The following is a 16,393-nucleotide window of genomic DNA, read 5'->3' as shown; positions in this document are numbered from 1 at the left end:
CATGAGTAGTAAGAATTCAACCAAATCTGTTGATAATTCACAACATTGGTCAAATATTCAAGAGGCTGGAACCCTAGGTGGAATGCGGTTTCTGTATTTATTACATCGCGTATTTGGGCGGTGGTTTTTTTCATTGATCATGTACCCTGTAGCCTTGTTTTTTGTACTGTTTCGCACAGATCAACGAAACGCATCTCTTCAGTTTTTATTGAATCACTACCACTACCGCTCACAGGCCTGGAAACATAAACCCAACCTGTTTCATGTGTTAATCCATTTTAAAAGTTTTGCTGAGGTGATTTTAGACAAAGTTCTAGGCTGGCTAATCGATATTGAAGAAACTGATTTTATTTTAACGAACCAAAAGTTAGTTGAAAGCTTGCTCGAAGATCAAAAAGGGCAGCTCATCATTGGCTCTCACTTTGGTAATTTGGAGTTTTGTCGTGGTTTTATGCACAGATACAAAGACAAAACGATCAATGTTTTGTTGTACGACAAGCATGCCGGAAATTTCGTTAAAATTATGCAAAAGGAAAATCAAGATTCCCGCTTAAACGTATTTCAAGTCGATGAGTTTGATGTCACTACTATTATGATGCTTAAACAAAAAATAGATGCTGGAGAGTGGGTCTTTATAGCGGGAGATCGAGTACCTCTTAGTGGATTAGAGCGCACTGTAAATGTTGATTTTCTTGGTCGTTCAGCGCCACTGCCTATAGGCCCTTACATGTTGGCTAAGGCACTAGCGTGTCCGGTAAAGTTGATGTTTGCTTATAGGCAAAGAACAAAAGAAAACAAAGTGGTTTTTGATGTAACCCCTCTTTGTGACAAGGTTGTTTTATCCCGCAAAAATAGAATTCAAGATATTACCAACTATGCACAGTCATTTGCATCAAAACTAGAAGAACACAGTATTCAAGCGCCGTATCAGTGGTTTAACTTTTATGATTTCTGGGATCCTGAGACAAGTGAAAAAAACGCTGATAGCAACAAGGTGGAAGTAAGCTAATGTCGGAAGAAAAGCAGAAAAAGAATAACCGTTTCGACCCTTTGCTGTTTGAACTTATTCCCCACCGACCCCCAATGCTATTGATAAATAAAGTTTTAGAGGTAGATGAAAGGTCTTCGTCGTCTTTGGTTTATGTCGATGAACAGGCTTCATTTTTTGAGCCTGGCATGGGGGTGCCGGCTTGGATCGGACTAGAATATATGGGGCAAACTGCTGCATTGATTGCGGGACACCAATTAAAAAAAGGGCTTATTGAGCCCCATTTAGGCTTTTTGCTAGGAACTCGTTCTTATAAATCGACGTGTGATTTTTTTGCAGAAGGAACTAAATTGAAAATCAGTTGTAAAGAAAAGGCGTTAGTTGGAGACGATTTAGCAACTTTCGATTGTGTAATTGAGTATTATTGTGACAAAGCACAATGCAGTGAACCATTGGCCCAGGCTAGTTTGTCTGTTTTTCGCCGCCAGAGCCACTAAGAGAGAAGAGTTTTGAATAACAAATATAGACGTGTTGTGATTACTGGAGCAGGCTTAGTGTCTTCTCTTGGTAGCGATTGGGAAGAAATAAAGTCGACAATTCAAGCCAAACAGTCTGGCGTGCGCTTTATGGATGATTGGCAAAAGTACAATGGTTTAGGAACATACTTAGGCGCGCCAGTTCACGATTTCGAATTACCCCCACACTATACTAAAAAGAAACGCCGCAGTATGGGCAGAGTTGCTCAAATGAGTGTGTTGGCTACAGAGCGAGCACTTACTGACGCTAACTTACTCGATGATCCAGTTATAAAGTCAGAATCTACCGGAGTTGCATTTGGTTCCGCTACAGGTAGCAGTGAAGCAGCTCTTGAATTTGTTCCCATGCTTGAAAGCTTGTCTACATCCCGTATTAATAGCAGCACGTATTTACGCATGATGAGCCATACCGCAGCGGTGAATATTAGTGTGTATTTTGGTACTAAAGGGCGAATGTACACTACCTCTAGTGCCTGTACTGCAGGAAGTCAGGGAATAGGCTTTGCCTATGAGGCTATACGCAGTGGCCAGCAGGATGTGATGATAGCCGGTGGCGGAGAAGAGTTGTGTCCGTCACAGGCCGCTGTATTTGACACCTTGTTTGCCGCCAGTAAGAAAAACGACACACCAGAAGCCACACCCCGTCCATTCGATGCACAACGGGATGGATTAGTCTTGGGAGAAGGCGCATGTACTCTTATCCTTGAGTCTTACGAGCATGCAAAAGCGCGAGGTGCGACCATTTTAGGTGAGGTAATAGGGTATGGGACAAACACAGATGGAGCCCATTTAGTGAAGCCCAACCTTGATACCGTTAAACGAGTCATGACGCTAGCCTTAGAAGACGCTGGTATTGACGCTGATGATGTTGGCTATGTCTCAGCCCACGGCACTGCTACAGTGCATGGAGATATAGCAGAAAGCCAAGCAACGTTTGAGGTTATGGGTGAAAAACCAATTAGCACCATGAAAAGTTACACAGGTCATACGCTCGGTGCGTGTGGGTCGTTTGAAGCTTATGTAGGTATTATGATGATGAATGAAGGCTGGTTTGCGCCTACTCTCAATTTGGATAATGTGGACGAGAGATGTGCACCACTGGATTTTATTCAGCACGAAAGCAGAGAGATTCAAACTGATATTATAATGAGCAACAATTTAGCCTTTGGCGGCATTAATACATCATTGATCTTTAAACGTTTTTCTGAATAAAAACAAGGTTTACTGTAACAACTAGATAGAGTTGAAACAGTTAAACCTTATTACTATCGCTTTATAATTTACCGCTAAAAATCATAAGTGGGCATTGTTTTGTCCAGCATACCTTTTTCGTATTGCTTACCTTGAGGTTGTCCATGTAATTTTGCCGCGGCTTTTGCATATTTACGCAATTTACGGTGAGCACCGCTTGTTTCAACTTCAGACAATAAATGGGCATAACGGCCAGTTTTCGATTGACCTAATGCTGTTGCTATCCAAGATAAGGTATCAATTTGGCCATCAGTCGCAGTCGCATAGTAAGTAAACAATATCTCAGCTGCTGTGTCTGTTACCTCTATAGTTTGCGTGTTGGTTTCTGCGATCCTTCTAGCACCCAATTTTGCGCTGGCTAAAGTTCCTTCCATTAACAACTCTAAACTACGCTTATCTCGAGCTTCGTCACTTTCTTTGGCATACAGGTTATTTGGCAAGGCGTACATCCCTGCTACGTACTGTTCACCACTTCCACTACCAACCTTTTTTAATGCTTTTTTTACATGACGAGTGAATTTTTTATCATTGGATGATGTTAAAATGTCATATAAAACACTGTAATAGCGGTCGTTTTCTGTAGAGCCAATGGAGCGCGCAATCCAAGCTAAAGCGTCGACATCAGAGGTATACATATGAGGTGCCTTTGTTAATAAAACCTCTGCGGCTACATCAATGACTTCGGTGTTTTTTATGCTGGCATCTTCAATGGCTTTAGCTGCTATTTTTGCTCGTTGCAAATCACCAGATAAAAGCATGTCGATAATCTTTTGTTCGCCATCGCTAATATCTGCAAAAGCGCTGAATGAGAAGATTAAAGTGATAAGAATAGAATAAAAATGTCTCATAGTTAGTTCCTTTATGTTGAGATTTAGGCGCGTAAATATAGCGTTATGCCAGGTGTAATTCAATTAACACATACCGCCATTCACACTAATTACTTGTCGCGTAATATAGCTTGCGTTGTCTGACATCAAAAAGCCTACGGTATGAGCAACATCATCAACATGACCAAATTTGCCTAGAGGTATCATTTTTTTTGCCTCATCGGCAAAAACGCCGTCAATCATTCCTGTTTCTATTACGCCCGGTGCAACACAATTAACGGTAATTTTACGTTTACCTAATTCCATCGCGAGAGATTTTGTGGCGCCAATAATGCCCGCTTTTGATGCACTATAATTCGTCTGTCCTCTGTTTCCTACCAACCCAGACACAGATGATAAAGTGATAATTCGTCCGCCTTGGCGAAGACGTATCATTGGCATCACAATGGGGTGTAATACGTTGTAAAAAGCATCTAAATTTGTGTGAATAACGCCATCCCATTGAGATTCTGTCATCGCGGGGAACGCGTTATCTTGAGTGATGCCGGCATTACATACGGCGCCATAATAGGCGCCGTATTGTTCAATGTCGTTTTCTAATACAGAGCGAGCTTCTTCTCTGTTGGTAACATCGAAAGATAGCGCTCTTGCAGAGCCTGCAGCAGCTTTAATTGTGTCTACAACTTCATTTGCTGCGTCTTTGCCATTTCGGTAATGTACGGCTATATCGAAGCCTTGTGCGGCCAGCGCGATTGCCGTTGCTTTACCGATACCACCGCTAGCACCTGTTACCAAAACCCGTCTTTTATCTGTCACTGTGTTTTACTCCGCTTATTTTTGGTTAGGCCAAAAAGGCATATCGCCGCAATAAAATTAATACTGTTGCCTATTAAAATAGTACTTCCAAACGCATTGACTATAGGCATAGAACTAAATGCAAGTAGGCCAAAAGACAACAAGCTTGTCACCGCAGACAGAAGAATAGCTTGTTGAGTGACGGCGTGTGTGTCGGTCATTTCTTTTGCAAAAATGATATAGTCCATACCTAAACCCAACACTAAAAAAAGTGCCATAACGTGAAACACAGTGACCGATTGACCAATAAATGCTACCGAGGCAATGGTAACTAGACTCGCGACTAGGGGAATAAGTAAAAGCGTAATAGATGAGAGTTGTCGATAGTAAAAAAATAGCATGATAGCGATAAGCAAATAAGCTACAGCTAATAGTTTGGTTGCCTTGATGCGTTGGTCTTTTAATGCAGATATCGCTTCACCTAACGAGTTGATATACGAAATATTGTCGATTTGCTGGCTAATCAAGGCTATTTTTTCTAAATCACTGTTCTTTTTTATGAGTACAAAGCTGTAAACAGAGTCATTTTTTTCAATCCACAATGGCGGAAGCGCAGGGACTGTGTTTCGTAGCGTTGTAAAATCCAGATGATGGTGCTTTGCGTTTAGGTAATCAGCTTTTATGTCGTTTGAGTAACTCTCTGTCATACCCAGCTTTTGGAAAAACAAATCGACTATGCCACCATCATTATACAACGCGCTTTGTAACTTATAATTTTGTTCTTGCGTTGTTTTTGATGGAAGCCAATCTAATACACTTGTGAGATTTTGTCTGTGTGAACCAAGTTGTGAGTAAAATAGCGATAGCGTAGTGTAAATGTCGTCGCTATTTGTCCCTTCCACCACTAAATATCGACCAGGTTCAAAAACTTGTGTTACAGCAGAAACCTCTTTTTCTTGGGCTATCAAGCTTTGAGACACGTGAAAAAACTGTCTAGGATCATCATTGGTTTTTATTGAGCCAAACACTATAAAGAGTGCGCTGGCAATGCCAATAACCATTCCTGCACTTGCGAGGTATTTGGGACGACTAGCAAAAACCTTTTGTACGCAGTTAATAATAAACATCAAAGTGGTTTGGCGAGCAACAATTGGGCGTTTGGCTATTAACGGGCCAAAAATCATCACACTAAGCCAGGCCAGCAGTAAGCCTGAGCAGGAAAATAGGGCTATTTTTTTCAATATCAATAAATTCGATAGCCCCAAAGCGCCATAGCCAACCAGTGATGTGATCACGCTAAGTATCATTGCTCGCAAAAGTTTTTTGTCGTTGTGTTGTTTTTTCTCAGATAAAAAGTGATAAAAGTAATGTAAAGAGTAATCAACAACGATGCCGATTAAGCTCGCGCCAAAAACAATGGTTAGTACGTGAATTGAACCGAATACGAGTGTACTCGTAAGTACGCCGAAGCCCACACCAATTGCTATTGAACTTAACGACAATAACAAGGGTAGCAGCGAGCGAAAAACTAGCAGCATAAGAAATAGAATGCCGGCAATAGAGCCTATGGCGATACGTTGAATGTCGCCTTTCGCCGATTGTGCAGAATCAACGGCAAAAAAGAAGATACCCGAATGTAAGACGTTAACGTCATTGGTGTGGATAACATCATGCTCTATGTCTTTTATTGCTTGATAAAGCGCGTTCTGACTTGCCATATTTTCAGGATAATCAGTAATCAAAACAGTAAATGACTCAAAGTGTGAAGTGCCGGTAGATTCGGGCTCTAAGCCTTCTACTTGGGATAGTAAAAAGTCAGAAAACCAACCTAATGGGTCTTGTTCAAATGGAATAACACGAATTCCATCTCCCAACTGATAAAGCTTTCTTTGTGCCTCTGTTGCAAGTTCTTCTTTGCTCGCCGTCGATTTGTTCGCAGCAGAGAGCTTTTGCTGCTGACTGTGAGTCAAAAAATTAAATCGGTACGGAGCAATAGATGATAAGTAAGCATTTTGAGATGTTTCATTTGTAAGTACCAATAAACCTTGAATGCTATCTAATTTGGCTTGCATTTGGCCTGATGCTATTGATACAGAGGCTTCATCACTGCCAGAAACGACAACAATAAACCTGTGATTAATATCATCAGTGAGAGTGTTGATTGCAAACCCTAAGTCCTGATTAGCAACCTTATTAGGATTGAGCGCGTTTAAGTTGGTGTCAATTTGAATATGACGATGGCCCAATATAAAAAACGAGATAAGAGCGATTACTAAAACAGTAAAGGAGCATCGAACAAGCAAAGAATTCATTTAATTAACGCTGAAAGTGCAAGGGGGAACGAAGACCTTTACACCACTGCAAAGGAGACGGATACGCTTTTTCGCATTGCTCAAAGGCTTGCCTTTTTCCGCTAATGTCAAACTCCGAAATATTGTTAATTTCTACTTTTGTCATCTGCCCCGTTATGTCCATTACTCTAATTTCAAGTTGAATATTGCCCTGTTCGTCTTTGTTTTTATTAAAGTGGATGTGCTCAATCCCTTTTTTCATAAAGCTGCTTTCGGGTGTTAGCTCAATAGTGTCGCTATTTGGAATTAACACCACAGAAAATGCGTCAGCAAAGTATTGGGTATCACCTTTAAGCAGCTTCAGAAAAATTTTAGACATACTGTAATGCGCAACACCAGACAGAGCCTCTACATTGCCTTTGTCATCAATGCGAAAGTTGTTCGATGCGTTGATATATAAAAGAGCCTCGCTAAAGGGGGACAATGTGTTCCAAATAAGCCCTAAATCGCAGGAAAAGAAAAAGTCGCCGGTTGAGAGCAAAGGAACGGGCAGCCCTTTTACATTTTTTTGTTGTGAAAATGTACCTGAAAAATGACAGCTAGTTGGTGATAAGTCGGCCAGTAACTGTAGCTCAGTTGAATTATGCTTTTGCGAAGAATTTGCATTTGTTGGCCACAAAGCGCCAATGCTAATCAACAGTATGAATAAACTAAGTCTAATCACTTTGTTGAGCCTTCATCCATTGCTCTATGGTGTTGGTTAGAAATTCGGGTGAAACATATTGTGTAATATGATCAGGCATAGATACAGCGAATTGAGATGTTGTTGCTTTCGTATAAATTTCGCCAGTGGTTGCATCTTTTATCAGGTATTTAATTTTTAACCTGTGCTCCCAGTCAACCAACGTCGCTTCTATGATGATTTGCTGCTTGAACAGAAGAGGTTTTATATATTTCATCTGCAAGTCAACGATTGGAAAGAAAAACCCTTGTTCTTCCATAACATGGTACGGACAACCAATTTCTTCAAGCAGTGCACATCGCGACATTTCAAGGTACTTGGGGTAATTACCATGCCAAACAACGCGATAAGCATCTACATCAAAAAAAGGAATTTCGTAGTGAAGTGCAACGGGTTCCATTTGTTTTTACTCTTTTGATGAAAGCTCAGCAAAGGTATCCACCACATCCTGTATTGTTTTTACATCGTTAAACTGCTCGGATGAAATGTCGACATCTATGGTCTTCTTTAAATCAATAAGTAAATCGACAGCGTCGATACTGTCTATATCAAGATCTTCATACAACTTTGCTTCAGGAACAATAGCGGCTTCGTCCAATTCAAAAAGGTCTACGAGTATGGTTTTGATTTGTTCTAGAATTTTTTCTTTTTGTGCGTTCATAAGCTTATCGGGTTGTCCATTGTAAATAATACTGTTCCAAAAACTGCGTCAAATCTCGATACTGACGAGTTTTAGGCTTTGTTCTGTCAATACATTCATTTAGTTTTATTTGCTCATTGGAGCTTAAACAAAACTCCACTACTTCATCAGGTATGTTATACCATTTATCCGATTTTTTTAATGCTGGTGGATTGCACGAAATTTTTACCGGTAAAATGTCTGCGTTTGCAGCAACAGCAATGTTTGCTGCGCCTCGTTTAAAATGAATGTTGTTGTTGTCGCTATTTCTTGTTCCTTCGGGAAATATAAGCAGATTTTCGCCCCCATGTAATTTGGCTACTGCCATGGGGACCGCTTCAATGGTGTTGTTTGGAATGTATCCGGCAAGGCGAGCCACAGGGCCTGTAAAAAAGTTGTTCCAAAGTGCTCCTTTTACCAAACAACACATGTTTTTGTTTGCGGCAAATAAAAATACCGCGTCTATTAACGATGGATGGTTGGCTACGACTATATGTCCGGGCGTGGCTTTTTGCATGGATGAGAGCTTATAAGTGTATTTTATAAGCCCAAAAAGACGCATGATATTAATAAATGCTAGGCACCCTAAATGAATGCAGTTTCTGATCCAGCGTTGCTTCATCGAAGCTGAAAACAAAGGCAGAGGGCTAACTAATCTAAAAAATAACCCCATAACTAACAATCCTAAACCGAATAGAAAGTAAGCGATGGCTGCACTGCAGATTTGCCGTGTTTTATACAATTTATGGGTGATTATTGACAAACGCACTCTATTTCCACTAATAAATCACTCCGGCAAATGTCTGCTAAGGTGATGACAGATTTCACTTCTGGGTAGTGCTGTTTTATCCACGTTGAGACGAATTCTACGTGATCTTGATGACGAACGTATATTTTAAATGTAGACAACGCCTTCTTGTCGGGATTTGCATGAACTAACAAATGTTCAATGTTGGCTGCTGTGACGTCTAATTGCCCTGAAATGTTATCTTGCTCTACCGTTTTATGCCCAATAATGCTTGCGGTACCAGAGATAAACAAGTGCGAAGAACTTCCCAAATTAATGTGGGTCGCTCGGGCAAACGACGGGCTGCTAATACCATATTGCCTTGGGTACTCGAAGGCATTCACTTGTTTATTGTTGTTAAAGTGAAGGGGTATTTGAGAACTTGCAAAAACATACACTACCGCTCCTTTACCGTGATGACCCAGGGCCGATGCAGCAGGGAAGTCGGTTGATTCTATATTGAGCTGTTCAAAAGCACGTAGTCTTCCAGAGCAGAATTTTTTATAAATCTCAGCGTCACCACTTCCGTTGTTAATACTGGGAAGGTAGTTCCAGAACCGAAAAGCATGGGGAAAACCTTGCGACTTTATCTCGGACAACACCGATGTATATGCCTGATAGGTCGAATTTTCTATATCGTTACACTCATCTTCGGTTAACCAATAAGCAACGCATATAATACTTTCATTCTTAGACCAGTGATTACGGCCTGAAACTCCTCTAGTGACTTCTTGTTCAACGGTCCATAGCTCGTTTACTTGAGGGAGATTGGCTTGTTCAAGACCAGAATAAATTAGCCCTAGAGTCGATGGTGCGCAATGAGAAGAAAAAGGCATGACTGCTAGTGTGTAAGGGGTATTTAGTAATTCGTCAGAAGATAAAGGTGAAAAGTTGTGGTTTAGCATATTGTAATATCGGGTGCTTTGCTTAATATCCATTTACGGCAGAGGCTGCTTTTTAATACTTTTCCTACCCACTAAAAGTGAAAAACAAATAAAATATTACGTGATACAACATTAGTTTTTCAATATGCAATAGTTTAAACTAGCAAACCACAAAAATAAAGACAGATACGCTAGGACAAGATTAGACAATGACAACGCATACTGAAGCCGAATTGAAAATGGCTGAATTACTGGTAGAAGCACTTAATCTCGAAGACATGGAAGCTAACGAAATTTCGCCGTATGAACAATTGTTTGGTGACGGTTTGGGTTTAGATTCTATCGATGCACTGGAAATTTCACTAGCGATATCTCAGCAATACGGCATTCAAATGAAAGCGGAAGACGAAGCAACACGAAAAGCATTTGAAACCCTTAAAAGTTTGACCGATTTTGTCGAGACCAACAAATAAAAACTGATTGATGACAACATCATTCCCTCTTTTAAATCGTGATAAAAGCGCGCCTATCGCTTTTGTCACGAGGCCGATAGAACATTTTCACCAGCCCGCTGGAATTATTGATACGGCACGGTTTTTGGCTCATGTTAACTGCGTCGCAAAAACCTTGGATAACTGCGACTATGTAATCAATTTATGCGAAAACAGGTATCTGTTTTTAGTGGGATTTGCAGCTGCAATAGTGAGTAAAAAAACCAATTTATTGCCACCTAATAGCAGCCAAGTTACTCAACGCCAGCTTACGGAATCCTATCCAAATAGCCTTGTATTACATGAAGGTTTGGATACATTAAATTCTGTTCCCAATGTGAATATAGACGAGGTTTCATTCGATCCTAACGCGCCGGTTACCTGTGATGTTCCCTATATTGAAGATAACCACTTGGCGTGTATTAGCTTTACTTCAGGGTCTACTGGCCCGTCTCAACCGAACTTAAAATATTGGCGTACGCTACATACCAGCACGAAAATCAATCTTCACAATATGCTGCCTGATCAAGGCGACACAGTGTATCAACTTGCAACTGTTCCAGCCCAGCATATGTGGGGATTAGAAACCTCTATTTTGATGCCTTTGTTCGGTGACGTGTGTATGAGTGATGCCAAACCCTTGTTCCCTCAAGATATTGTAGACACATTAAAAATGCTACCTAGACCACGCATGCTAGTGTCTACGCCTGTGCATTTACGGGCACTTTCCAGTACAGATTGCACCGACTTAAAGCTGCATAGTATTTTATGCGCTACGTCACCGTTGACTGCCGAATTAGCTCGAGACACTGAGAGCCAATGCGATACGCTTTTACGGGAAGTCTATGGGTGTAGCGAAGTGGGCTCAATGGCCGTGAGGCGAACGGCTGTAGAAGATAAGTGGTTGCGCTTTAAGGGCATCGAGTTTACTTCTGATGGCGAAGACATAAGAGCGAGTGCTAACCATTTGCCCACGGATGTTGTGCTACAAGATCGTATTCAACTTCATGGTGAATATCATTTTACCCTATGTGGTAGAGCGTCTGATTTAATAAAAATTGCTGGCAAGCGAGGCTCGTTGTTTGATTTAAATCGAATTCTATTGGGTTTTGATGGGCTTAGAGACGGAGTGATCGTGCGACCTGAATCCAGTTTGGAGGTTACCCGCTTGTGTGCCATAGTGGCATTTAATGAGGGTAGCGATAAAACCAGTTTAATTCGATATTTACGGGAGCGTATCGATAGCGCGTTTGTTCCTCGCCCTATTTATGTCGTCGACAGTCTTCCTCGAGAAAAGAATGGCAAACTGCTTAAGAATAAAATAGACGCTTTGCTGAAAAAACTTAAAGTTAAGACCGAGGAAACTAAAAATGCTATATAAAATGCATGGCATAGTGCTCATCGAAACATGCTGGTATTTAAAGCTTAAATGTAGCTCGTTTCGCTATGACTATTGAACAATTTATTAGCGGTTTTTTAGGGGCGAGCGGCCTTGAAGTGATAGCCGCTTTATCCGGTTTTATTTGTGTTTTTCTTATAATTCAGCGCAATATTTGGTGTTGGTTTTTTGGGTTAATACAAGTTTCGCTCTACAGCTATATTTTCTTTGGTATTCGGCTTTACTCTGATGCAGCGCTGCATATTGTGTATATCTTCTTGCAGTTTTATGGCTGGTGGAGTTGGCGTAATAACTACACGCAAAACCAGTCTCAAGATTCCGAATTAAAAATAGACGGGGCTACGGCTTTTACTATGCTAATTTGGGCTGGAGTTGCGCTGCTAGCAAGCCTAATCTTAGGGTTTGTCATGGACAAAAATACCAATGCAAGTTTTGCGTATTTAGACGCTTTTACTACCTGCACTAGTTTGGTGGCACAATTTTTACTGACACGTCGTTATCTGTTTAATTGGTTGTTTTGGATACTGGTCGATATTGTCGCTATTTATGTGTATTTCCAAAAAGGTCTGTACCCTACATCGATTTTGTATTTCACCTTTTTATCTATGTGCGTATGGGGACAATTTAGCTGGTGGCGTGAATATAAAGCTCAAACAGTATGAAGGTGAACAGGCGCGGATACTGAATAAATTTTGATAGGTTTAAAAATAAAGGTATTCTTTTCTAAATAAACACTAATTGAGTGACAACGTGTATCAAGAATCAATAACTAAAATCGTCTTTATGGGTGCCCCTTCTACAGGTAAAACAACGACGGCGACTGCATTGGCAGAGCACTTTAAGACTGAGTTGGTGTTAGAGTATGGCAGAACTTACTGGGAACAAAATCAGATAGACCGCTTGTTATCTCAAGAACAGTTACTTCACATCGCCGAAGAACAAATCAGGCTTGAAGATAAAGCCTTAATGGAAGCTAACAAATACCTTTTTGTCGATACAAATGCGCTAACCACTTGGCACTTTGCCCAAGACTATTATGGCTGTGCACTGCCAGAGCTGGATAAGTTAGCAGACGAAAGCAAAGAACGGTTTGATCTTGTGTTTTTATGTGGTGACGAAATCCCTTTCGAGGATACGTGGGAGCGTTCAGGGGAAGTAAAAAGAAAAGCCTTTCAGATATTTATTGAAAAAGAACTTATACGCAGAGGTATTCCTTACACTAAGTTAACGGGCTCTGTAGAAAGCAGAGTTCAAAAAGTTATCGATGAATTAGATCACATAGAATTAGGTAGGTGCGGGAGTTGAATTAAAGGTATTGCCTTTTTAAATAGTCGTGTACTGAATGAAAAGTTTACAAAATGTTATTTTTAATATGAATTGACGATTGATAGAGTGTCTATAAATTGTAAACCTTAAACAGAGGGATAGATGAAAAGCACACTTATACTTACGGGCATTCTAGGGCTATTTGCTTCTATTTTTGTCGGTATTGGCGAATATTTACTGCATTATGACCCGTTAGCGCGCTTTGCAGAAGGTGGCTTTGTTTTTATGCAAGGCATAGCTGAACACAGAACTACTATTGGGCACTTTTTCGGTGTCTTTGGTGCAACCTTATATCCTGTTGGTTGTTATCACATTTATTTAATGTTGCGTTCAGCAAATCAACCTGCGGCAAAAACGGCATTTTTTGTCAGCGCATTCGGGTTTATCGTCGGTGCAGTTTGGATAAGCTCACGTGCACACATCTCATCGCTAATGCAGCTACCTCAAACTGCCGATATTACCCACCTAATAGAACTCTATGAATTGCGCTATGAAGTCTTGTTAACGGTAGTTCGAATTGCAGTTTTAGTATTATCTATTGTTTTTATTTGGTTAACTTTAACGGGGCGCTCAAACTACCCTCGCTGGATGGCAGTATTTAATCCGTTTGTTCTTATTTTAGTGAGTTTTGCTATTTACTTAGTGGCACCAGAAATAGGCAAGCACTTAATGCCAATTGCATTGAATGTCGCCTTCTTTACTTTCTTTTTGCTTTCACTTAAAAGTGCTAAAGCAGTACCTCAACAAGGGCAATAACTATGTCTCCTTCTAAATTAATAAAATCGATTATCTTCTATTTGAGTTTAATCGTTCTGCTTTTGGTTGCAGGATTGTTTTGGCTTACGTCTCACGACCGTGCAATTCCTTATGATGTCGACACGGATGGAATTTCTATCCCCACATTTACTGAACAAACCATAGATTTTGTGCCCACGTATGACAAAGACAAAACTATTCCATTCACCGCCAGTGCAATTATCGATATTGACGGTGACGGTGTAGAAGAAGTGTTTTTGGGTGGTGGTATTGATCAAGGCGATGCGTTTTATCGTTTTGAAGACGGCGCCTTTAAAGACATCACTGCACAAACAGGGTGGGAAAAAGCTACGCCAGATAAAACCTTCGGCTCTATCGCATTAGATCTTGATACCGACGGCGATACAGATTTGTTAATTGCACGCCAATCTGGTGTGTGGCGCTATGACAACACCAATGGGCAATTTTCAGGAGTGCGTTTGAACCTCGATTTAGACGAGAAATCAGTGCCCCTTTCTATTGCTGTAAGTGACTTAAACCGCGATGGTTTGTTTGATATGTATGTGGCGGCCTATATTGCTCGTAAGCACGTTGAAGGAGAAACCATCTTCAATAAAGAATACGGTGGTATCAGTGCACTTTACATCAACAAGGGTAACAACGAATTCGAAAACATCACCAAAGAAGCCGGTATGTATTATCAGCATAATACCTTTCAAGGTATTTTTATCGATGTTGACGGAGACAACCTAGAAGATTTAGTGGTTGCCCATGATACGGGAACCGTAAAAACGTGGAAAAACATGGGCAACTTGAAATTCAAAGACATGCCTAACCCTACATCAGATTACTTCTCATACCCTATGGGGATCGCCGTTACCGATTACAATAACGATGGCGACCCTGACTTTTACTTCTCGAACGTAGGTAGCACAACACCGGCACCAATCGTACGTGGTGATTTACGCAGCGAACAAGTGCTTAATACCAAGTGGATCATGTTTGAAAACAAAGGTGATTTCAAATTTGTTGATATCGCGAATGAAAGTAAATTGGCGGATTATGAATTTTCTTGGGGAGCGTTGTTTGAAGACTTCAACCTAGATGGCAATGATGACTTAGTGGTATCTGAAAACTATGTAGGTTTCCCTACTCACATCTTACCTGCGTGGCGTTTAGACGGCCGTTTTATGGTTCAAAATAAAAGAGGGGAATTTGCAGCTGTAGGTAAAGCGTCGGGCGTGACGAATCGCTTGTATGGTATTAGCCCTTTAACTGCTGATTTTAATAAAGATGGTTACCCCGATTTAATTCACGTTAATTTACTCGGCCCACAAAAGGTATTCTTAAGCGAAGGCGGCAATGCTAACTATTTGAAAGTGAATTTGCCAAATAATGCTGTGTCTGTGGGAGCAAAAGTCAAAGTGGATTTAGACAATGGTAAATCAGTTTATTCAACCTTTGTTGTGGGTGAAGGCTTGTGCTCTGACCAAAGTCATATATTGAGTTTTGGTTTAGGCCAACAAAAAGCAATCGCTGTCACTGTTAACTACCTCGATGGCCGAAGCGAGAATGTACGCGGTCAATTCTCAAACCAGCAAATTAATTTATAGCGATTAGTCGAGTAATTTTAATGAAATCTAAATCAATAAGTATGATTGTTTTGTGGGCATTGGTGTTATTGGGCTTTTTCGGAGGCCTTAAAGTGAGTATTGATAACTTTAATGGGCTTTCCTGCCCCAATATTTTAAACATGCCTATTTGTTACGTGGTCACGGCTGCATATGGCTTAATGCTGGGAGCGTTAATATTTAACCACAACGGCTGTAAGCATTATTTTTTCTGCATCGGTTGGAGCGTTGCATTTGTTATCGCGGCGTTCGCATCGTTAGCTGAGATGTTTTCGAGTAGCGCAGTGTGCCCCACAGCAAGCGGAGGCTTAAGAGCGGCATCAAGTACAGTTTTACCTCTGTGCTATGTGTCTTTAGCACTGTTGGTTGTTATTCTAGTGCTGTTTATTCAAGGCCCTTACAAGAAAGCCTGTGATATCTACAACAATACGATTCACTAAACACATTAAAAAGCATGGCTTCAGCAATTGAGGCCATACTTTATTGGTTATTTAATGGATGTTCTCCATTTACCACTTTTAAACGCTTCTAATAATTTTTTTGTTCTGCCTTGATCAAGGTCGGTATAACACTGTTTAGATGTGAAAAAGTCGTTTAGTCCATCTATGGCACTGAGCTCATAACGAGTTATGCCTGAGTACCCCATAGTCCAATTTGAAAACGCTCGTTCTTGAATAGGCTCTTGTATTATTTTAATTACTTTACTGTGTCGCTTATCAAGTGCGATCTTTTTGAATAGGGCACTTACGGTCTCTTTCTCTCCCTCAAGAACTTGAAAAAAAGACCCATCTTCATACAACAACATGCCTGTAACACCTAAAGCGCCATTGTTACGTTGAGCTATTGCTAACAGTTCGGTTATTTCATCTTTAGTAAAACTGACAGTAGAGGCGCTTGCATAAATACAGTGAACTAATTCAACTTGGTTTTGTTCTTCACTCATTGGGTCTTCCTATACGTGGAATAAATAGTGGAATAAATAAAGCCACTGTAAAAAGTTAGGTGATGAG

General features: G+C 40.6%; 19 protein-coding genes. 10 read left to right on the top strand and 9 right to left on the bottom strand.

The features are described from left to right. Window position 1: 1 nt before the first annotated feature. The 3 genes from J3L16_RS13810 to J3L16_RS13800 are packed head-to-tail and all read left to right on the top strand — an operon-like array spanning window position 2 to window position 2,736. On the top strand, window positions 2-1,009 hold the full coding sequence (locus J3L16_RS13810) for a hypothetical protein (RefSeq protein WP_207613582.1): 1,008 nt from the start codon (window positions 2-4) through the stop codon (window positions 1,007-1,009). Next, entirely contained in the window at window positions 1,009-1,485 is a 477-nt protein-coding gene (locus J3L16_RS13805; protein ID WP_207613581.1) for a hypothetical protein, read from the top strand. The genes J3L16_RS13810 and J3L16_RS13805 overlap by 1 nt, the downstream gene beginning before the upstream one ends. Before the next feature lie 12 nt (window positions 1,486-1,497). Next, window positions 1,498-2,736 (top strand): beta-ketoacyl-ACP synthase, encoded by a 1,239-nt coding sequence (locus J3L16_RS13800; protein ID WP_207613580.1) that lies wholly within the window; start codon window positions 1,498-1,500, stop codon window positions 2,734-2,736. A gap of 74 nt (window positions 2,737-2,810) precedes the next feature. Here the strand turns inward: J3L16_RS13800 and J3L16_RS13795 are convergent, their stop codons facing one another. The 8 genes from J3L16_RS13795 to J3L16_RS13760 all read right to left on the bottom strand — a co-directional run bounded on the left by J3L16_RS13795 (window position 2,811) and on the right by J3L16_RS13760 (window position 9,834). Beyond that, window positions 2,811-3,623 (bottom strand): hypothetical protein, encoded by an 813-nt coding sequence (locus tag J3L16_RS13795; RefSeq protein WP_207613579.1) that lies wholly within the window; start codon window positions 3,621-3,623, stop codon window positions 2,811-2,813. Window positions 3,624-3,686: 63 nt separating this feature from the next. Continuing rightward, entirely contained in the window at window positions 3,687-4,418 is a 732-nt protein-coding gene (fabG, locus tag J3L16_RS13790; protein ID WP_207613578.1) for a 3-oxoacyl-ACP reductase FabG, read from the bottom strand. Next, a complete protein-coding gene (locus J3L16_RS13785; protein WP_207613577.1) occupies window positions 4,415-6,709 on the bottom strand; it encodes an MMPL family transporter in 2,295 nt (764 codons plus the stop codon). Before J3L16_RS13785 ends, fabG begins: the two co-directional genes overlap by 4 nt. A gap of 4 nt (window positions 6,710-6,713) precedes the next feature. Continuing rightward, window positions 6,714-7,412, bottom strand: a complete 699-nt coding sequence (locus tag J3L16_RS13780) for an outer membrane lipoprotein carrier protein LolA (RefSeq protein ID WP_207613576.1) — start codon at window positions 7,410-7,412, stop codon at window positions 6,714-6,716. Then, window positions 7,405-7,830, bottom strand: coding sequence for an acyl-CoA thioesterase (locus J3L16_RS13775; protein WP_207613575.1), 426 nt, complete (start codon window positions 7,828-7,830; stop codon window positions 7,405-7,407). The genes J3L16_RS13780 and J3L16_RS13775 overlap by 8 nt, the downstream gene beginning before the upstream one ends. 6 nt (window positions 7,831-7,836) lie before the next feature. Further along, window positions 7,837-8,091, bottom strand: coding sequence for an acyl carrier protein (locus tag J3L16_RS13770; protein ID WP_207613574.1), 255 nt, complete (start codon window positions 8,089-8,091; stop codon window positions 7,837-7,839). A gap of 4 nt (window positions 8,092-8,095) precedes the next feature. Further along, window positions 8,096-8,878 (bottom strand): lysophospholipid acyltransferase family protein, encoded by a 783-nt coding sequence (locus tag J3L16_RS13765; protein ID WP_207613573.1) that lies wholly within the window; start codon window positions 8,876-8,878, stop codon window positions 8,096-8,098. Continuing rightward, the gene (locus J3L16_RS13760; RefSeq protein ID WP_207613572.1) at window positions 8,863-9,834 is read right to left on the bottom strand and encodes a hypothetical protein; all 972 of its coding nucleotides are present in this window, start codon (window positions 9,832-9,834) and stop codon (window positions 8,863-8,865) included. Before J3L16_RS13760 ends, J3L16_RS13765 begins: the two co-directional genes overlap by 16 nt. A 155-nt stretch (window positions 9,835-9,989) precedes the next feature. Here J3L16_RS13760 and J3L16_RS13755 point away from each other — a divergent pair, with 155 nt between their 5' ends. From J3L16_RS13755 to J3L16_RS13725, 7 genes are all read left to right on the top strand, one after another. Further along, window positions 9,990-10,253, top strand: coding sequence for a phosphopantetheine-binding protein (locus J3L16_RS13755; RefSeq protein ID WP_207613571.1), 264 nt, complete (start codon window positions 9,990-9,992; stop codon window positions 10,251-10,253). Window positions 10,254-10,263: 10 nt separating this feature from the next. Further along, window positions 10,264-11,652: an AMP-binding protein gene (locus J3L16_RS13750; RefSeq protein WP_207613570.1), complete on the top strand. Its 1,389-nt coding sequence runs from the start codon at window positions 10,264-10,266 to the stop codon at window positions 11,650-11,652. 65 nt (window positions 11,653-11,717) lie between these two features. Then, the gene (gene pnuC, locus J3L16_RS13745; protein WP_207613569.1) at window positions 11,718-12,332 is read left to right on the top strand and encodes a nicotinamide riboside transporter PnuC; all 615 of its coding nucleotides are present in this window, start codon (window positions 11,718-11,720) and stop codon (window positions 12,330-12,332) included. Window positions 12,333-12,453: 121 nt separating this feature from the next. Then, window positions 12,454-12,975 (top strand): ATP-binding protein, encoded by a 522-nt coding sequence (locus J3L16_RS13740; protein ID WP_207613568.1) that lies wholly within the window; start codon window positions 12,454-12,456, stop codon window positions 12,973-12,975. Window positions 12,976-13,098: 123 nt separating this feature from the next. Then, the gene (locus J3L16_RS13735; RefSeq protein WP_207613567.1) at window positions 13,099-13,752 is read left to right on the top strand and encodes a DUF6796 family protein; all 654 of its coding nucleotides are present in this window, start codon (window positions 13,099-13,101) and stop codon (window positions 13,750-13,752) included. Window positions 13,753-13,754: 2 nt separating this feature from the next. Beyond that, window positions 13,755-15,365 (top strand): VCBS repeat-containing protein, encoded by a 1,611-nt coding sequence (locus tag J3L16_RS13730; protein WP_207613566.1) that lies wholly within the window; start codon window positions 13,755-13,757, stop codon window positions 15,363-15,365. Window positions 15,366-15,385: 20 nt separating this feature from the next. Further along, complete coding sequence (locus tag J3L16_RS13725) at window positions 15,386-15,823, top strand: hypothetical protein (protein WP_207613565.1); 438 nt, start codon at window positions 15,386-15,388, stop codon at window positions 15,821-15,823. A 47-nt stretch (window positions 15,824-15,870) separates the two neighbouring features. On the opposite strand, the gene J3L16_RS13720 is transcribed toward J3L16_RS13725, so the two are convergent. Continuing rightward, complete coding sequence (locus J3L16_RS13720) at window positions 15,871-16,326, bottom strand: BLUF domain-containing protein (protein WP_207613564.1); 456 nt, start codon at window positions 16,324-16,326, stop codon at window positions 15,871-15,873. Window positions 16,327-16,393: the final 67 nt, after the last annotated feature.

Origin of the sequence: Alteromonas sp. 5E99-2 (genome assembly GCF_017368475.1) — a bacterium.
GTDB lineage: Bacteria > Pseudomonadota > Gammaproteobacteria > Enterobacterales > Alteromonadaceae > Alteromonas_F.
This window is presented reverse-complemented; position numbering and strand designations above follow the sequence as displayed.